12 protein-coding genes are annotated in these 15,269 nt (G+C 53.8%); 7 read left to right on the top strand and 5 right to left on the bottom strand.

Annotation, left to right across the window (positions count from 1 at the left end):
- The first annotated feature begins 173 nt into the window (after positions 1–173).
- The 3 genes from MKY64_RS22225 to modB all read left to right on the top strand — a co-directional run bounded on the left by MKY64_RS22225 (position 174) and on the right by modB (position 2,166).
- Positions 174–395, top strand: a complete 222-nt coding sequence (locus MKY64_RS22225) for a hypothetical protein (RefSeq protein WP_340955758.1) — start codon at positions 174–176, stop codon at positions 393–395.
- A 335-nt stretch (positions 396–730) separates the two neighbouring features.
- A complete protein-coding gene (modA, locus tag MKY64_RS22220) occupies positions 731–1,474 on the top strand; it encodes a molybdate ABC transporter substrate-binding protein (protein ID WP_340958148.1) in 744 nt (247 codons plus the stop codon).
- Between the two features lie 29 nt (positions 1,475–1,503).
- A complete protein-coding gene (gene modB / locus MKY64_RS22215) occupies positions 1,504–2,166 on the top strand; it encodes a molybdate ABC transporter permease subunit (RefSeq protein WP_036723137.1) in 663 nt (220 codons plus the stop codon).
- A 193-nt stretch (positions 2,167–2,359) separates the two neighbouring features.
- On the opposite strand, the gene MKY64_RS22210 is transcribed toward modB, so the two are convergent.
- Both MKY64_RS22210 and MKY64_RS22205 read right to left on the bottom strand, forming a co-directional pair.
- Positions 2,360–3,976, bottom strand: a complete 1,617-nt coding sequence (locus MKY64_RS22210; RefSeq protein ID WP_339312950.1) for a helix-turn-helix domain-containing protein — start codon at positions 3,974–3,976, stop codon at positions 2,360–2,362.
- Positions 3,963–5,768 carry a sensor histidine kinase gene (locus MKY64_RS22205; protein ID WP_339312951.1) on the bottom strand — a complete coding sequence of 602 codons (1,806 nt, stop codon included), beginning with the start codon at positions 5,766–5,768 and terminating at the stop codon, positions 3,963–3,965. Before MKY64_RS22205 ends, MKY64_RS22210 begins: the two co-directional genes overlap by 14 nt.
- Before the next feature lie 222 nt (positions 5,769–5,990).
- Between MKY64_RS22205 and MKY64_RS22200 the strand changes: the two genes are divergently transcribed.
- The 4 genes from MKY64_RS22200 to MKY64_RS22185 all read left to right on the top strand — a co-directional run bounded on the left by MKY64_RS22200 (position 5,991) and on the right by MKY64_RS22185 (position 11,696).
- A complete protein-coding gene (locus MKY64_RS22200) occupies positions 5,991–7,562 on the top strand; it encodes an extracellular solute-binding protein (RefSeq protein WP_339312952.1) in 1,572 nt (523 codons plus the stop codon).
- Positions 7,563–7,640: 78 nt separating this feature from the next.
- The gene (locus tag MKY64_RS22195; RefSeq protein WP_036723142.1) at positions 7,641–8,549 is read left to right on the top strand and encodes an ABC transporter permease; all 909 of its coding nucleotides are present in this window, start codon (positions 7,641–7,643) and stop codon (positions 8,547–8,549) included.
- 24 nt (positions 8,550–8,573) lie between these two features.
- Positions 8,574–9,443, top strand: coding sequence for a carbohydrate ABC transporter permease (locus MKY64_RS22190; RefSeq protein ID WP_036723143.1), 870 nt, complete (start codon positions 8,574–8,576; stop codon positions 9,441–9,443).
- Between the two features lie 48 nt (positions 9,444–9,491).
- Positions 9,492–11,696, top strand: coding sequence for an alginate lyase family protein (locus tag MKY64_RS22185; protein WP_340958146.1), 2,205 nt, complete (start codon positions 9,492–9,494; stop codon positions 11,694–11,696).
- A 48-nt stretch (positions 11,697–11,744) separates the two neighbouring features.
- On the opposite strand, the gene MKY64_RS22180 is transcribed toward MKY64_RS22185, so the two are convergent.
- From MKY64_RS22180 to MKY64_RS22170, 3 genes are all read right to left on the bottom strand, one after another.
- Positions 11,745–12,536, bottom strand: a complete 792-nt coding sequence (locus MKY64_RS22180; protein ID WP_340955753.1) for a (2Fe-2S)-binding protein — start codon at positions 12,534–12,536, stop codon at positions 11,745–11,747.
- Positions 12,533–13,534: an iron-siderophore ABC transporter substrate-binding protein gene (locus tag MKY64_RS22175; protein ID WP_339312954.1), complete on the bottom strand. Its 1,002-nt coding sequence runs from the start codon at positions 13,532–13,534 to the stop codon at positions 12,533–12,535. Before MKY64_RS22175 ends, MKY64_RS22180 begins: the two co-directional genes overlap by 4 nt.
- An 81-nt stretch (positions 13,535–13,615) precedes the next feature.
- Positions 13,616–15,253 carry an AraC family transcriptional regulator gene (locus MKY64_RS22170; RefSeq protein ID WP_339312955.1) on the bottom strand — a complete coding sequence of 546 codons (1,638 nt, stop codon included), beginning with the start codon at positions 15,251–15,253 and terminating at the stop codon, positions 13,616–13,618.
- Positions 15,254–15,269 lie beyond the last annotated feature (16 nt).

The following is a 15,269-nucleotide window of genomic DNA, read 5'->3' as shown; positions in this document are numbered from 1 at the left end:
TAACCTGCCTACACTCTCTACATTAGGGCTTTTTCTTTTTGTACACTAGAGCAAACATATCTTTTTTTATCCATTATTAGTAATAATTATCTTCTAACTTTTTATGTTAGATTCTGTGCATGTTTAGTGGCTCCTACAAGCTTTTTACGGGCACAGAGGAGAAGAAGCTGAGCATGAAAAGCGGCGAAACGATCAGCATCGATTACAAATCCAAGGTGGAAAAGGGCCAGCTGTCCATAAAGTTATACGGGCCGGATAATGAGGTGCTTACTGAACTGGCAACCAATGAATCAGGTACCGAGAAGGTGGAAGCCGGGAAAGACGGGAAATACCGGATTGAAATCAAGGGGGAAGATGCCAAGGGAAGCTTCAAGGTTGCTTTCAAGGTCGAATAACTGGAACTGTGAGAAGTTTATTGCGAATAGCCTTAGAACAGGCCTCTTCCATATACATAGGGCGGGGTTTTTTTGTTGTATGGATTAGGGGAGTCCCTATTTTGTTAGGATTTATATGTTTTGGGGTCCCCGCAAAGTACCTGAGTCATCATCGAAGCTAAAGCTGCACTTTGTGGGGGTGTTTTGATACTAATTATAACTAAACATATACAAACATAATCAAATGCATTGTATAATTCGATTTAACTTGCTAGAATATGATCAAAATAAAGAATAGGGATTGGGAGGTATGGAGTGTGCTGAAGAAGTGGTTAGCGGGATTGTTGGTGCTGCTTATGGTGGCGGGCGTGTCGGCGGGTTCAGCAGGAGATGTTGAGGCGGCAGTGAAGAAGACGGAGATTATTGTCTCCGCAGCAGCGAGTCTGCAGGATAGTCTGGACAAGATTGCTGTGCAGTATGAGAAGCAGCATCCTGAGATTAAGCTGGTGTTCAATTATGGCGCCTCAGGTACGCTGCAGAAGCAGATTGAGCAGGGAGCACCGGCCGACTTGTTCTTCTCGGCAGGCGATAAGCAGATGAACGCGCTGGTGGATAAAGGGCTGATTGCAGACCACAAGGCGCTGCTGAAGAATCAATTGGTCGTCGTTGTGCCTTCCGATTCGAACACGAAGCTTACAACCATTACTGACCTTACCGCTCCAGCCTTCAAAAAGGTAGCCGTAGGCCAGCCGGAATCGGTACCAGCCGGACAATACGCTCAGCAGTCCTTGACCGCGAAGAAGGTATGGGATACGCTGCAAAGCAAGCTGGTCTTCGCTAAGGATGTCCGTCAGGTGTTGTCTTATGTGGAGACAGGCAATGCAGATGCCGGGTTCGTCTACAAGACGGACGCGTTAACCTCGAAGAAGGTGAAGATCGCCCTGACGGTGGGCGGCCATGTACACAAGGCGATTAACTATCCGGTGGGCATTGTTAAGGATTCGAAGCATCAGGCGGAGGCCAAAGCCTTCTATAGCTATGTACAGACAACTGCTGCCAGCTCGGTCTTTACTGGCTACGGGTTTCAATTGGCGAAATAAGTAACTTCTATTAGATAGGGTGAAAAGAGATGGAGATCAATTGGACCGACTTTTTCGCCCCGGTCTGGCTGTCCATCAAGATTGCGGTATTAACCAGTATGATCGTGTTCCTGCTGGCCACACTGGCTGCCCGGAAGATGGCGGGACGCCGGTTCTTCGGACACAGCCTGGTCGAAACGGTCCTGCTGCTGCCGCTGGTGCTGCCGCCAACCGTGGTCGGCTTCGTCCTGCTGGTGATCCTCGGACGGCGGAGCTGGATCGGGAGGCTGTATGAACAGTTCACGGAGCAAACGATTCTGTTCACCTGGGGGGCGGCAGTCATTGCCGCTGTTGTGGTTGCTTTTCCGCTGGTATACCGCACGGTCAAGGCAGGCTTCGAAGGGGTAGAGAAGGACCTTGAGGATGCAGCGAGGGCGCAGGGAGCCAGCGAGCTTCAGGTGCTGCGCTATGTGACCCTGCCGCTGGCCGGGCGTTCACTGGCTGCCGGTTATGTCCTCGGCTTCGCCCGCGGGCTGGGCGAGTTCGGGGCAACGATTATGGTGGCGGGCAATATTCCGGGACGCACCCAGACCGTGCCTACCGCGATCTATGTAGCGGTGGATGGCGGCAATATGACGCTGGCCTGGATGTGGGTCGGCTCAATCATTGTCATCTCCGCACTTATGCTGATGTTCGTGAACCGCCGTACCTGACGGCTTAGCTTAACAAGGGTAACCCCCGTCCTCACCGGAATTTCCGGTGAAGGCGGGGGCTTTTTGCGGTAAACCGGATACAATCGAAAAACCGACCACAATCGGCGTTGCGCGGGCGCGTAGGCAAAATGTAATCGAAAAACCGACCACATGGGACCGGGAGCGCGCGTAGGCCATGCTGCTGTTTCTGAATTTATATACTTTGTGTCCCCTGCCGGCGGTAATCCGAGGGGGAGACGCCGGTCTCCTTCTTGAAGATCCGGTTGAAGGACCGGTAATTCTCGAAGCCGATGGATTCGGAGATTTCGAAGGTTTTGTGGTCGGTGGTGAGCAGCAGCAGCTTGGCCTGTTCGATCCGCAGGCGGGTCAGGTATTGGACAAAGCTCTCGCCGACGGCCTTCTTGAACATGGAGCTGAAGTAGGGCACGCTGTAATTGATCGAAGCGGCCAGCTCCTCCAGCTTGTAGGGATAGCTGAGATCTTCGCGCATCTGTTGAATGATACGTGTGATGGAGGCATCGATCTTCCGGCCGCCCTCCTGAAGCTGCTGAAGCTTGCGGAAATGATCGCAGGTGATCTCATGTACAGCGTTGAATGTCTGGCACAGCTCGATTTGTACACGCAGCTCTGCTTCGAGATCCGCCCCGCCTTCCGCCCCAATAACGTTATGGCTCATATCCAGAAAGACTCGCAGATATAGGGACTTGATCTGCTCCGGGTCCCAGGCTTGCTCCATCGCCTGACGGTGCAGGGACACCCGCTCCTGCTCCAGAGCTGCCGTGCTGAGATGCGGCTCCAGCAGCGCTTTCTTCAGCACCTTGCTCCAGAAGCGGCTCTGCGGCTCAGGAATCCGCTGGAAGCTGGAGAGTTGCCCCCACTCCCTAATGCCGATAAGCTCATTGCAGCGGTAAAAGAACGGATACGGCGCCGAAGCCAGCCGCTTCAGTGCCTCCGGCCGGTCCTCCAGTCCCTGTTCGAAGCTGCACAGCAGGGCGATGCAGCTCATCCGGAGATTCGCGGCCAGGGATTCCAGCACCTGCTCCAGGAAGCGGGGTCTCTCCGTCTTGAAGCTGTCGGTATACAGGGCAAGGAACCGCCCTTTGTCGAGGGCGATAACCTTATGCGGGCCTATGCTGCCGAGCAGCTCCTTCAGCACGTTCACCCCGGCGAATTGCCACAGCTTCAGCTCCTCCAGCTGGTCGATCGGGAAGCGCAGGGAGTTGCGGTCCAGCTCCACAAGCAGGGTCATGAAGCCCTGGCCGTGAAGCGGGAGCTGCGAGTCCGCAAGACTGCGCAGCCATTTGGCTTCAGCCGCCGGGCTGCGCAGCATGTCGAGGAACAGGCTCTGCTCGATCTCGACTTCGCTCAGGCGGACCTGCTGCTCCAACTGCAGATAATTGTCTCTCGTCTCGCCGCGTGAATCCGCCAGGACTGCCAGCTCCTCCATCGTCCGGGTCAACAGGCCCGGATCGGAGAGGCAGTCATCCTTAATCAGGTAGGAAGCCGCCTTCAGATGAATGGCCTGCTGGGCATAGTGGAAATCCTGATGACAGGTCAGGATAATGATCTGAGGGGCAGGTGCCCCGCTCCGTTCGATCTCGCGCAGCATCTCCAGCCCGTTCATGCCCGGCATTGTAATGTCGGTAACAATCAGCTCCGGCTTATGCTTCAGGAACAGCTCCAGCCCGTCCCGGCCATCCTCGGCTTCGCCGACAAGGGTGAACAGATCTGCACGCTCCTCAATGAAATGCCGGAAAACCGTTCTTGCCGGAATCTCGTCCTCCACAAGGACAACTCTATAGTGATTCATGATGTTCCTCCTTAATCAGAACGTTCCCGGACGGCAGCAGCATGCGGATGGTCAAGCCTTCGCCCGGAGCGCTGGTGAGCAGGATCTGTGTCTCCGCCCCGAACAGCAGCTTCATACGCATCCATACATTCTGCAGTCCGATGTTCTCGGCAGACTCTTCCTGCTGGAGATGGAGCTGCAGCTTCCTCAGCTCAGCCTCTTCCAGACCGTTCCCGTCGTCCTCGACTTGTACAATAATATGGCTCCCGCCGGGACTTCTGTATACGCGCACACGGATATGCCCTTCCGGTGCCTTACGCGGGAGAATGCCGTGGAACACGGAGTTCTCAATCAGCGGCTGCAGACCCAGCTTCGGAATCATCATGCCCCGCAGCGGCTCCTCAATCTCAGCCTCCAGATGGATCTGGCATTTGTAGCGCATATTTAGCAGCCCGACATAATCCGCCAGATAATCAAGCTCCTGCTGGAGCTGTACCGTCTGCTCGAAATTCTCCATGGAATACCGCAGCAAGGCCACCAGCCTTCCCATCAGGGAGTTGATCTTCTCATAATCCTTCATCATGGCGAACATACGGATCGTATTGAGGGTATTGTACATGAAATGGGGGTTGATCTGCGACTGCAGCGCCCGGATCTCCAGCTTGCGCTTCAGATCCTCCGAATCATGCAGGTCTGCCAGCAGATCCTGTATGCGGACAGCCATGGTATTGAGCATCCGGCCCAGATCCCCGATTTCATTATTGGCGAAATGGGTGACCCTGGCATCGAAATTCCCTTTTTTCAGAGCATCGACCTGCCGCTTCACAGCCTGTAGAGGCCGGTAGAGCTGATACCCGAAGCCGACCACACAGAGCGCCCCCAGACAGACCAGAATGAGCAGAAAATAAGTGACCGTCCGGCGGATAATCTCGGCGCTGGCCGTCAGCTCCTTGGACGGAATCTCCGAGAGCACGATCCACTTGTCGTAGGTGGAGGTCTGCTTGACAGAGACAATAGAGGAGCCTGCCGCGAACTGATCCGGGCGCTTCAGCTCCTTCCAGCGCCTCAGAATCTCCTGAACCCGCTGCTTATCCGCCTGCTTCTCCAGCTTGCTGGTCGTGGCAATGGTCAGGCCGTCTTCCGTCAGCAGGGAGATAGAGCCCTCGCTCCCAAGCTGAATATTCTCAATCTGCTGCTGGTATTGGCTATTATTCATGGAGATCAGCAGCACGCCCTTCAGGTCCTTATATAAGTCGAAGGGAACGCGTGAGATATAATAGGTAGACGAATTCAGAATAGCCAGCTCAGGCAGCGAATGCTTGTCCAGAAAAAGATTCGGCCGTCCCGAAGCCAGATACGCTTCAATCAGCGGCCGGTATGGGGACTCCTCCAGCATGGCCGGGGCTTCCGTGGAGGAGAGGACCTCTCCTGTAACGGCGGAATAGACCTGTAGGCCCTCCACATTCCCGATGATGGCGGAGGCGCCGCTGAGCACGGAGATCAGATCCTTTTTGCGGACCACCTCTTCAAAATATTGGGCCGAAGGCGATACCAGCGCGCTCTGAATGGACGAGATCCGCGAATATTGCTCGCTGAGCTCCCGCAGCCGGGTCATGGTTAATTCAATCCGGTCCACGACCTGATTGACGAGCTGGGCATTCAGGCGGTTCACCTGCTGCTCCACCGTCGTGCTGGATACGCTTACAGAAATGAAGGACAGCACAATCAGCGGAACCACCGAGATGGCGAACATGACGACAATCATCTTAATATAGAAGCTCCGCCGCAAAAAGCTGAAAAAGGGTGAATTCATAGAGTCACATCCGTTAAGGGTTTTGGACTACGGATACCGGGCAGGCTATCCTAAACAGATTATAGTACATTGGCGGACATGGAGATACCTGCGGACCGGCAAATCTTAAAAATGGTGACACTTTGGCTGGAATCCGGCATGTTCTTAAGCTCCGGCGTCTTCTATAATCCAAAGTGTAAGCACGATGTAAACGCAATCAATACAAGCAAATGGGGGATGACAATGAATATTACAAAAAAGCTTGTACCACTTGTAGCTTCGGCGGCGTTGATGGTAACTACACTGGCGGGCTGCGGCAGCGGTAATAATTCAGCGGCAGGCAGCACAGCGGCACCGGAAGGCAGTACACCAAGCGGTGCGGCTAGCAAGCAGGCCAGCATCAAGGCCATGACCATTCTTTTCGGCAATCCGCCGGAGATGACGAACAACAAGGCGCTGGAGGATCTGGAGAAGCGCGGCAATGTAGATCTGAACGTAACCTTCGTGCCATCCGAAGCCTATACGGACAAGCTCTCTGTGGCGGTATCGGCCGGAGATTCCTATGATCTGCTGCTGATGGATGGCGGCAAGGACGATAAATTCAACAACCTGGTGAAAATGGGCGCTTTTCATGACCTGACCCCTTACCTTGCGAAGACCAAGAATATCAGCCAGATTGATGAGGTGGTCTGGAATGGTGCCAAGATTGACGGCAAATCGTACGGGATTCCCCGGCCGCGCGGTCTGTACGGCGGAGGCGAAGCCAATATTCTGATCCGCAAGGACTGGCTGGATAAGTATAATCTGCCAGTTCCGAAGACGATGGACGAGCTGACGAATGCGCTTGCGGTGTTCAAGGAGAAGGACCCGGCGGGCGGCGGCAAAACCATCCCGTTCACGATCTACGGTTCAGACGGTGTGAATAGCCCCGGGCCGTTCTCGGGTGTCCTCCCGATCCAGTATGCCTTTGGCATTCCAAATGTGTGGAAGCTGGACGGCGACAACGTGGTCCGTGATTTCCAGACGCCTGAATACAAGGCCTTCCTGGAGTGGCTGAGAGATTCCTGGAGCAAGGGCCTGATCGACAAGGATGCGCCGGTACTGAAGAACCAGGGGCAGGCGCGGAGTAAGTTCCTTGCGGGCACAGCGGGTGCTTTTGTCGGGAATGTCAGTGATATTGTAGAGACCAACGTAGAAAAGCTGAAGCAGACGGACCCGAAGGCCGAAATCGCGATTGTCGATGTACTTGAAGGCGCGAACGGACAGAAGGGTGCTTCTGTACTCTCCGGGTACTACGGACTGTGGGCGGTTCCAAGCTCCGTACCGGAGGATAAGGTGCAGCAGATTGTAGACTTCCTTGACTTCACGGCCTCAGAAGAGAATGTAGCGTTCTCCAAAGCGGGAGTCACCGGCATCCATTCCAGCGATTTCAAGAATGGGGTTGCGGTGCAGACCGAGGAGCAGAAGAAGCAGTATGAGCTGGATAAGCCGAACAATTTCATCCTGGAGAACCGTGCAGATCCATATGTATACGCCAACTCCAAGGAGCCGGACATCCTGGCGCTGCAAAAGACAACTCTCGATACGATCAGCAAGATCGGGGTGGAGAATCCGTTCCTCAGCTACAACTCACAGTACGCCAGCAAGAATCCGGACAGCTATAAGAAAATGAGTGCGGTAATGACGAAGTATGTGCTGGGCGAGGGAGCCTGGGAGGATGTGCAGAAGGAGATTGATACCTGGACGGAGGGTCCGGGCGTGCAGATCACCAAGGAACTGCAGGACCAGTATAACGCAGAGCATTCCGCGAAGTAATACAACAACACTATATACAGAGGCAAAGGAGGGGGCTTTCCCCTTTCTTTTGCCCATTTGGATAAGGAGGTTTAGCCTGTGCAGAGAGCTTTACGACCCAAACGGTTTCATCAGCTATGGCCTTTTTACTTACTGGCAGCACCGGGTATTCTCTACTTTCTCACCTTTCATTACATCCCGATGACAGGACTCATTCTGGCCTTCAAGGAATACAGCCCGTTCAAGGGCATGATGGACAGTCCCTGGGTGGGGCTGGATAATTTCAGACAGTTTTTCGGAACCTCCGATTTCTATATGTTGCTGAAAAATACGCTGCTGATCAGTCTGCTGAATCTGATCATTTATTTTCCCTTCACGATCCTCCTGTCGCTGCTTCTGAATGAAGTGCGGCTCAAGGTGTTCAAGCGTGTCTCGCAGACCATCGTATATCTGCCCCATTTTCTCTCCTGGGTCGTGATTTACGGGATTACGATTTCCTTCTTCGGGCCTTCGGGCGTCATTAACCATTACCTCGGCCAATGGTTCGACGGCAGCGCTAACTTCCTGGTCAGCAACGAATGGTTCCGGCCGCTGGTCATCTTCCAGTCGATCTGGAAGGATGCGGGCTGGGGCACGATTATCTTCCTGGCGGCACTGGCGGGGATTAACCCTGAGCAGTATGAAGCAGCCAAGGTGGATGGAGCAAGCCGATTGCAGAGCATCTGGCATATCACCCTCCCCGGCATCAAAGGGACCATCGTGATTCTGCTGTTGCTCCGACTGGGCTCCTCGATGGACTCCAACTTCATGCAGATCTTCCTGATGACCAATAGCCTTAACCTGGATGTCTCCAATGTCTTCGATCTGTTCGTCTACCATGTCGGTCTGGAGCAATTCAATTACAGCTTCGCGATTACCGTAGGCATGTTCAAATCCGTTGCCAGTCTGATCCTGGTCCTCGGGGCCAATTATGCGGCGAAGCTGCTGGGTGAGGAAGGCATATTCTAGAACAAGAACAGGAGTGGAGAGGTTATGAAGCTTAAGGCAACCTGGTTTGACACCATTATTGTAGTCATGATTTGCTTAATCAGCTTGCTGGTTATTCTGCCTTTTCTATATATTATCGCGGTCTCGTTCAGTCCGCCGGGAGATTCGATGGCCGGGAATTTCTTCATCTGGCCCAAGCACTGGACACTGGACGCCTACAGCTATCTGCTGAATGCGAATACGTTCCTGACCTCCGTCAAGAACTCTGTCATTATCACGGCGATGGGCACGGTGCTCAGCTTGTTTGTCTCGATTACACTGGCTTATGCCCTGTCGAAGAAATTTCTGCCCGGCCGCCGGATCATGCTGCTGGTTATTTTCTTCACGATGATCTTTCACGGGGGCATGATTCCGAACTATCTGGTCGTCAAAAATCTGGGTCTGATCGATTCTTACTGGGCGGTAGTGCTTCCGGCAGCCTCCAGTGCTTTCAATATCATGGTCATCCGCTCGTTCTTCCAGAGCCTGCCTGAGAGTCTGGACGAAGCGGCAAGAATAGACGGGGCGGGGGAATTCAGGATTCTCTACTCGATCGTGCTGCCGCTGTCCAAGCCGATTATCGCCACGTTCACCCTGTTCTTCATGGTGCAGTTCTGGAATGAATTCTTCTCGGCGGTTATCTATCTGAATGATACGACACGCTGGCCGATTCAACCTCTCCTGCGGCAGATGGTGGCGATCAGCGCCTCCAATATCTCGGCAGAGGCAGCGGTGGATGCTTCACTTGCGGCCAACCTTGGACCCAATGTCCAGAATGCGGCCATTCTGCTGGCGATGCTGCCTATCGTCATAGTGTACCCGTTCCTGCAGAAGTATTTTGCCAAAGGAGCCATGCTTGGTTCGATTAAGGAATAGACTCAGGCGGAGAGATCCGCGAATATAAAGGTGATGATAGAATTGACTATGGGGTATAAAGATCTGCGGCACAATCCCGCATATACGAAGCCGCAGCTGGCTGCCGGGGAGTTCTTAAGCACAATGCTGGATTTGACCAGACCGGAGCTTGCTGAGGTAGCTGCGAAGCTGGACGTAGGCGATGTCCCCGGTGCACGGGATGCTTATTTAGAAGTCATTGCAGCGGGTAACAACGGGAGATACTACTTTGATGTGAAGGATGTTCCTAAGCTGAAGGCGTACGCCGCCAGCCATTACAGCGGAGAGGAGGAGGCGCAGCAGGATATTACCGAGGCGGACCGGATTGTGGAGGGGGATATCCCCCTGTTCAAAGGGAAAAGAGTGCTCTTCCGGAACGGAAGCTACGACTGGAACAGCTGGCTGTTCGACAGCTCGCAGTATCAGCTGCATCTGACCCGGTTCGTCTATGTGAAGCGTCTGTCCAGAGCCTACGCGCTGACCGGGGATGATAAATACGCCAAATGCTTCAATGATATGATCAGTCATTTCATTGACGATAACCCTATGCCGGTGGATGGTACGTTCCGGGCGGAGCATTGTAGCTGGGACCCCCTCTCGGCCGGTGTGCGGATGTTCATGCTGCCGGAAGCCTTCATTACCTTCTTCGGCTCTCCGGCCTTCGAGCCTGAGGTGAAGCTGAAGCTGATTCAGTCCTTCCAGCAGCATGGCGAATATGTGCGCAAATACCATGCCAGCGGCGGCAATCATGTCTGCATGCAGCTCCGGGGGCTGACTCAGACGGCGCTGCTTCTGCCGGAGCTGAAGGATTCCGCCGAATGGCTGGAATACGCCGGGCGTAAGCTGCCGGGATACATCCTTGAGAACGTCTACCCCGACGGGGTACAGTTCGAGGGCAGTCCGAATTACCACCTGATCGTCATGCGCGAGCTGTATGAACTGGTGGTTCTGTACCAGAAGCTCGGCATCGATGCCGGAGAATACCGGGAGACGCTGGAGAAGATGTATGTCGTCACGATGCATCTGCTGGCACCGGACGGGCAGCTGGTCAAGTTCGGCGATACCGATGTTCAGGTGCTCAGCGAGCTGCGTAATGTCATGAGCCTGGGCGCTTTCCTGTATCAGCGGGGGGACTTCAAGGCGCTGGGGCATGAGCGGCTGCCGTTCTCCCTGCTGTGGAGAATCGGGCCGGAGGCTGCGGCGGAGTATGCTCAGCTCAAGGCTGTGGAGCCTGCGGAGACGGCAGCCTGCTTCCCGGCAGGCGGTTATGTGACCTCGCGCCAGGGCTGGAGCCCTGACGATATGTACATGGCGATGCGGGCAGGTGTCGGGATCGGCGGGCATGCGCATTCCGATGCGCTCAGCCTGGTGCTCTACGCCGGAGGACGCGAGCTGCTGGCGGATTCAGGTATGGGCTTGTTCGAGTGGAACAAAGAACGTAAATATACAGTCTCGACCCGTGCCCATAACACTGTAGTTGTCGACGGTCAGGACCAGCATGTCCGCAGCTTCCACTGGAATACGCCGCCTACGGCGAACTGCAGAATCTGGGATACCCAGTTCAATGAGGCGTATGACTACACCTTTGCGAGCCAGTACGGATATACCCGGTACGAAGATCCGGTGGTTCACTCCCGCAAGGTGCTGTTCGTTAAGAACAGCTATTGGCTGATCGTGGACCTGTTCCAAGCAGAAGGGCAGCACCGCTATGAGCAGTATTTCCACCTGCCGCCGGGTACAGCGTCTTACGATTCTCTCAGCGGGGAAGTGGTCTCGCAGCTGGAGGGGGCCAATCTGCTGCTGAAGCCGCTGCCCTCCGGGCTGGCGGACGACCGGCTGACGCTGGAGCAGGGCCTGATCTTCAAGCAGGGCCACTACAGCGGGAATCCGGTAATGAAACGTTCCCTTACCCTGACCGGAAGCGCAGCCATCGTTACCCTGGCCGTTCCGTTCGGAACAGCGAAGCCGCAGGTGAGTGTAGAACGGCTGCCGGTACGGCAGCATGGGGAACTACTCTCCGTACAGGAGGCCACCTCGCTGCGTATCGTCATGGAAGACCGGGTGGATGACATCTGCCTCTATCATAAGAGTGTCGATGTCACCAGCTACCTCGACCATACCGGCAATATTATCTCTGAAGCGCTGCTGCCCCGCAAGACGGAGCCGGAAGGCATCGCGTTTGCCGCAGGCAGCTATAACCGGGATGTTATTGTTATTAGTGGTCCTAGAGGATAGCAGAACAGAACTAAGCAACGCCCATCCTGAACCGGGGATGGGCGTTGCTTAGTTGTCTAATATATTCCATCTGTCTTCCGGTGATAGCTTGGGGCAAGTGCTGCAATACTCTCCGGCATCAGGCCCAATCCTGATCTGGTAGGCCAGACAGCAATGCCTGCGCAGATATAATGAACGGCCGCGCAGCTTCGGATGCTCAACCTTGCGGAACCGCATGGATAATTCATCCGGCTTCTCCGGCTGAAGCAGGGCAGTATAATCCTGGCTGATGATCCGGCCCCGATCCTCAGAGTCCCAGAGTTCCTTGTCCGTATGCAGCCGTCCATACAGATTATGCAGATTATGTGCAATCAGCGACCACATGACTTTCTCCTTAGCTCCCGTATACCCTGATACAGCCTGGAGCACCTGCCGTAAATGTGCCAGCAGGCGATCTATATAGTCGGCAAGGCAGGCTTGACGGATTTTCGAAGAGTTATCAAACCATCTGTCCGTGGCTGCGGTCTCCGCTTCATACTGCATCATTCCTGCATCCGTTAGCTTGAACCGTAAAGCACCGGGCAGCAGAGAGAGCGGGGTATCGAAGAGAGTGATGGAGGCGGCCAGTCCCATAATCAACACCGAGTACCTTTTGGCAAACAAAGTTCCGACCACAATTCCTCCAGGCTCCCCAAGCTGGAGTGATTGCTGCCCGATAATTAACGGGAGCTTCGCCTCGTCCAATAGATCTCCTGTACTGTATGGAAAAGAATTATTCCTGTCTTCCGCGACAGTCACGGCAAAATGCTGCTGCATGAAATCTTGTATCCACTGGCTGCTAAAAGGTATAACCTCACTCATTGCTCTAGCCATGCCATGATTTCATCAATAATTTCACCCCGGCCGATCACTCCCCAGCCCTTAAAGAGCCAGAAGGAATCGGTCTCATGAACCTTTCCTCCCTGTACGGCAGGGATGTTCTTCCAGAGTGCGCTGGCCTGCATGTTGTCCAGGAAATCGCGGGCATTCGGGTCCATCTCAAGGACGATGAAATCTGCTCCCAGCTCCGGCGTTTTCTCCAAGGATAAATCCTCTCTCTGCTCTGACGGCGTAAGTGCGGCAGGTTCGAAACCGAGATCCTGGTAGAGTAATGCATTGGTTGGATGACCTTGCTGTGCGTACACTTGGAGTGTCTTCTCCCGTACACGGAGGTAGGCGAGTTTTTTGTTGTCCAGTGCTTTGATTTTCTCGCTGGCCTGGACCGTTTTCTGTTCCAGTTCAGCAATTTTTTCCTTCGCCAGGTCCGTCTTGTCGTACATCTCCGCAATGGTTAGCAGATCCTTGGTCCAAAAGGAAGTATCGTCGCCATAATCAAGCCATTCATTTCCAAGAACAATGGTAGGGGCGATTTTGTTCAGTTGCTCATACTTATTCTCGGCCGTCCGGCTCTCAATAAGAATCACATCCGGATCAAGCAAGGTAATGGCCTCAAGGTTGGGATTATCCGCCGAACCTACGGTTTGTACCCCCTGCAGCTTGTCAGCCAGATAGGGAAGATAGTCTCCTCCGTACCGGACCTCGGTGTTCACACCGGAGGGCTTCTCTCCGATAGTCAACAGATGATCTATGTACTCTGCCGAGAGAACAACGATTTTTTCGATTTTGGCCGGAATCACAGCTTCTCCCTTAAGGTGGGTAATTGTGCGTGTGCCCGGTTCCGCAGCCCCCTGATCGCTGGTTTGGGAAGCGGAGGGACTCTGTTCTTCGGAGGCCGGTTGTCCCGCTGTATTGCTGCACGCGGCCAGTATCAGCAGCAGCACAGCAAGGAGCATGATCTGGATGGATTTCATTCGATTCATTTATTTCTAGTCTCCTTTGTGCAATAGATAATAATAATCATTATCATTATGATAGGAGAACGATACCTACTTTACAATGGATTATAACCCTGTGTTGGCGTGGATAATTCTATCGGCCGGCCTGCTAATCCGGGATGCAACATACGACATGGCCCACTTTCTGCCTGAGGGTCCGAGTGTTTTGAACAACAGATCTCCGGCATCGAATACCCGGGACTGCTTCACTGCATCCAGGGAAGACCATTCTCTGGACGAGAGCAGTGCTTCCAGCCGTTGTCTCGATTCCAGGGTAGGGTCCGCAGCCAAAAAGATGGTTCCCGGGTTATGCAGGGGAAGCTCATGAATCTCGAAATCCATTGCTTCAGTCTGCTCACGGGTTGAGGGGGGCGGACTCAGTCCAAGATCTTGGTATAGCAGAGTTCCTGTCTGATTGGAGGTGCCGTATAAGCGGTAGAATTCAGAGCTGACTCTGATAAAAGAAACTGTGGGCCGCACATCCTGTGCCTCCAGCTGTGATCTAAGGAGGTGCTTCTGCTCTGCGTAGCGGTTCATCCAGTCGTCTGCCTGCTGCTCTCTGCCCAGAATGCGGGACAAACGGGACAACTGCTGCTCCACATTATCGGTATGCTTAAGAACAACCGTCGGTGCGATGGACTCCAGCAGCTCGCCTGGTAACAGGCGGTCGCTCCCAATAATCAGATCAGGCTTCAACCGTGCCAGCTCTTCATAATTCAACCGGGAACCGTTCAGGCGGACTATGTCCTGCTCCAGTATACCGGAGTGGGGAAGGCTGTAATTTCTTGACACCCGCTCCCGGTAAGACAGCGCAGCCACTGGCATCAATCCAAGTGTCATCAGATAATCATCCAGACCATAGTAGAGAACAGCAATACGGATATGATTGTTTTTGAGGTAGCTGGCCGGTGCCACGCCTTCCGATTTTTTGAACACCCGGCTAAAATAATGCTCGTCCTTATAGCCCACTTCCTTGGCGATCTGCTTGACACGTTCGGAAGAGAAGAGCAGCTGCTTGGCCCTTTTTATCCGTTCCTCCTGCAAATAGGCCATAGGTGTCTTGTCTGTAAGCTGCTTGAACGCTCTGATAAAATGATTGGTGCTTAAGCCCGCCATTAGAGCCAGTTGCCCAACTTTAAGCTCTTGGTTGTAGTTGTTCTTCATGTGGGCAAGCACAATATCCATCCCTACAGCCTTGTCCTGCACAATACGCTTACTTGGTTGAAGTATCAACGCGAGCAGCTGTTGCAGCCGGTGCTTGGCGTGCATGATTTCCTCCAGGTTACGGGTACGGTGAAAGGAGGTCATTTGCCGGTTGATCTCTGCAGCCAGCGGATGGCCAGCTGCTTCAAGCTTCCCGCTAACCGGAAATACCGGAGGATGTAGCTCCTGGTGCCTGTGATTTTTACGAAGCTGTATACAGGAGAAGAAAATGATCACATAACGTAGCGGTTCTGTCGTCAGCGCTTTGCCTTCCACTGAAGTTTCGGGCAACAACAAAAAGAAATCTCCTTTATTCGCTGTAAGCAGCCCTCCATTTAGGATAATCTGCCCTTTACCTTCTGTGACATAACACAAGGCATGGTGGTGAAGGGTCCTTCGGGGCATAGCCTCCCCTTCCGCCAATCTTCCGTAATAGCTGTGTACGCTTGAAAAAAACAAGCGCTCCAGCCTGAACGCTGCCTGCGGTATTGTGGATAACATGCGTTCCTCCTCTGGT

The sequence above is a fragment of the Paenibacillus sp. FSL R7-0210 genome (genome assembly GCF_038009085.1).
Classification (GTDB): Bacteria; Bacillota; Bacilli; order Paenibacillales; family Paenibacillaceae; genus Paenibacillus_AQ; species Paenibacillus_AQ silagei.
This window is presented reverse-complemented; position numbering and strand designations above follow the sequence as displayed.

Excerpts from the sequence above, each read along its gene's own strand:
- MKY64_RS22175 (WP_339312954.1), bottom strand. The coding sequence starts at position 13,534 with ATGAATCGAATGAAATCCATCCAGATCATGCTCCTTGCTGTGCTGCTG.
- modB (WP_036723137.1), top strand. The coding sequence starts at position 1,504 with ATGGAGATCAATTGGACCGACTTTTTCGCCCCGGTCTGGCTGTCCATC.
- MKY64_RS22190 (WP_036723143.1), top strand. The coding sequence starts at position 8,574 with ATGAAGCTTAAGGCAACCTGGTTTGACACCATTATTGTAGTCATGATT.
- modA (WP_340958148.1), top strand. The coding sequence starts at position 731 with ATGGTGGCGGGCGTGTCGGCGGGTTCAGCAGGAGATGTTGAGGCGGCA.
- MKY64_RS22180 (WP_340955753.1), bottom strand. The coding sequence starts at position 12,536 with ATGAGTGAGGTTATACCTTTTAGCAGCCAGTGGATACAAGATTTCATG.
- MKY64_RS22200 (WP_339312952.1), top strand. The coding sequence starts at position 5,991 with ATGAATATTACAAAAAAGCTTGTACCACTTGTAGCTTCGGCGGCGTTG.
- MKY64_RS22205 (WP_339312951.1), bottom strand. The coding sequence starts at position 5,768 with ATGAATTCACCCTTTTTCAGCTTTTTGCGGCGGAGCTTCTATATTAAG.
- MKY64_RS22210 (WP_339312950.1), bottom strand. The coding sequence starts at position 3,976 with ATGAATCACTATAGAGTTGTCCTTGTGGAGGACGAGATTCCGGCAAGA.
- MKY64_RS22225 (WP_340955758.1), top strand. The coding sequence starts at position 174 with ATGAAAAGCGGCGAAACGATCAGCATCGATTACAAATCCAAGGTGGAA.
- MKY64_RS22170 (WP_339312955.1), bottom strand. The coding sequence starts at position 15,253 with ATGTTATCCACAATACCGCAGGCAGCGTTCAGGCTGGAGCGCTTGTTT.
- MKY64_RS22185 (WP_340958146.1), top strand. The coding sequence starts at position 9,492 with ATGGGGTATAAAGATCTGCGGCACAATCCCGCATATACGAAGCCGCAG.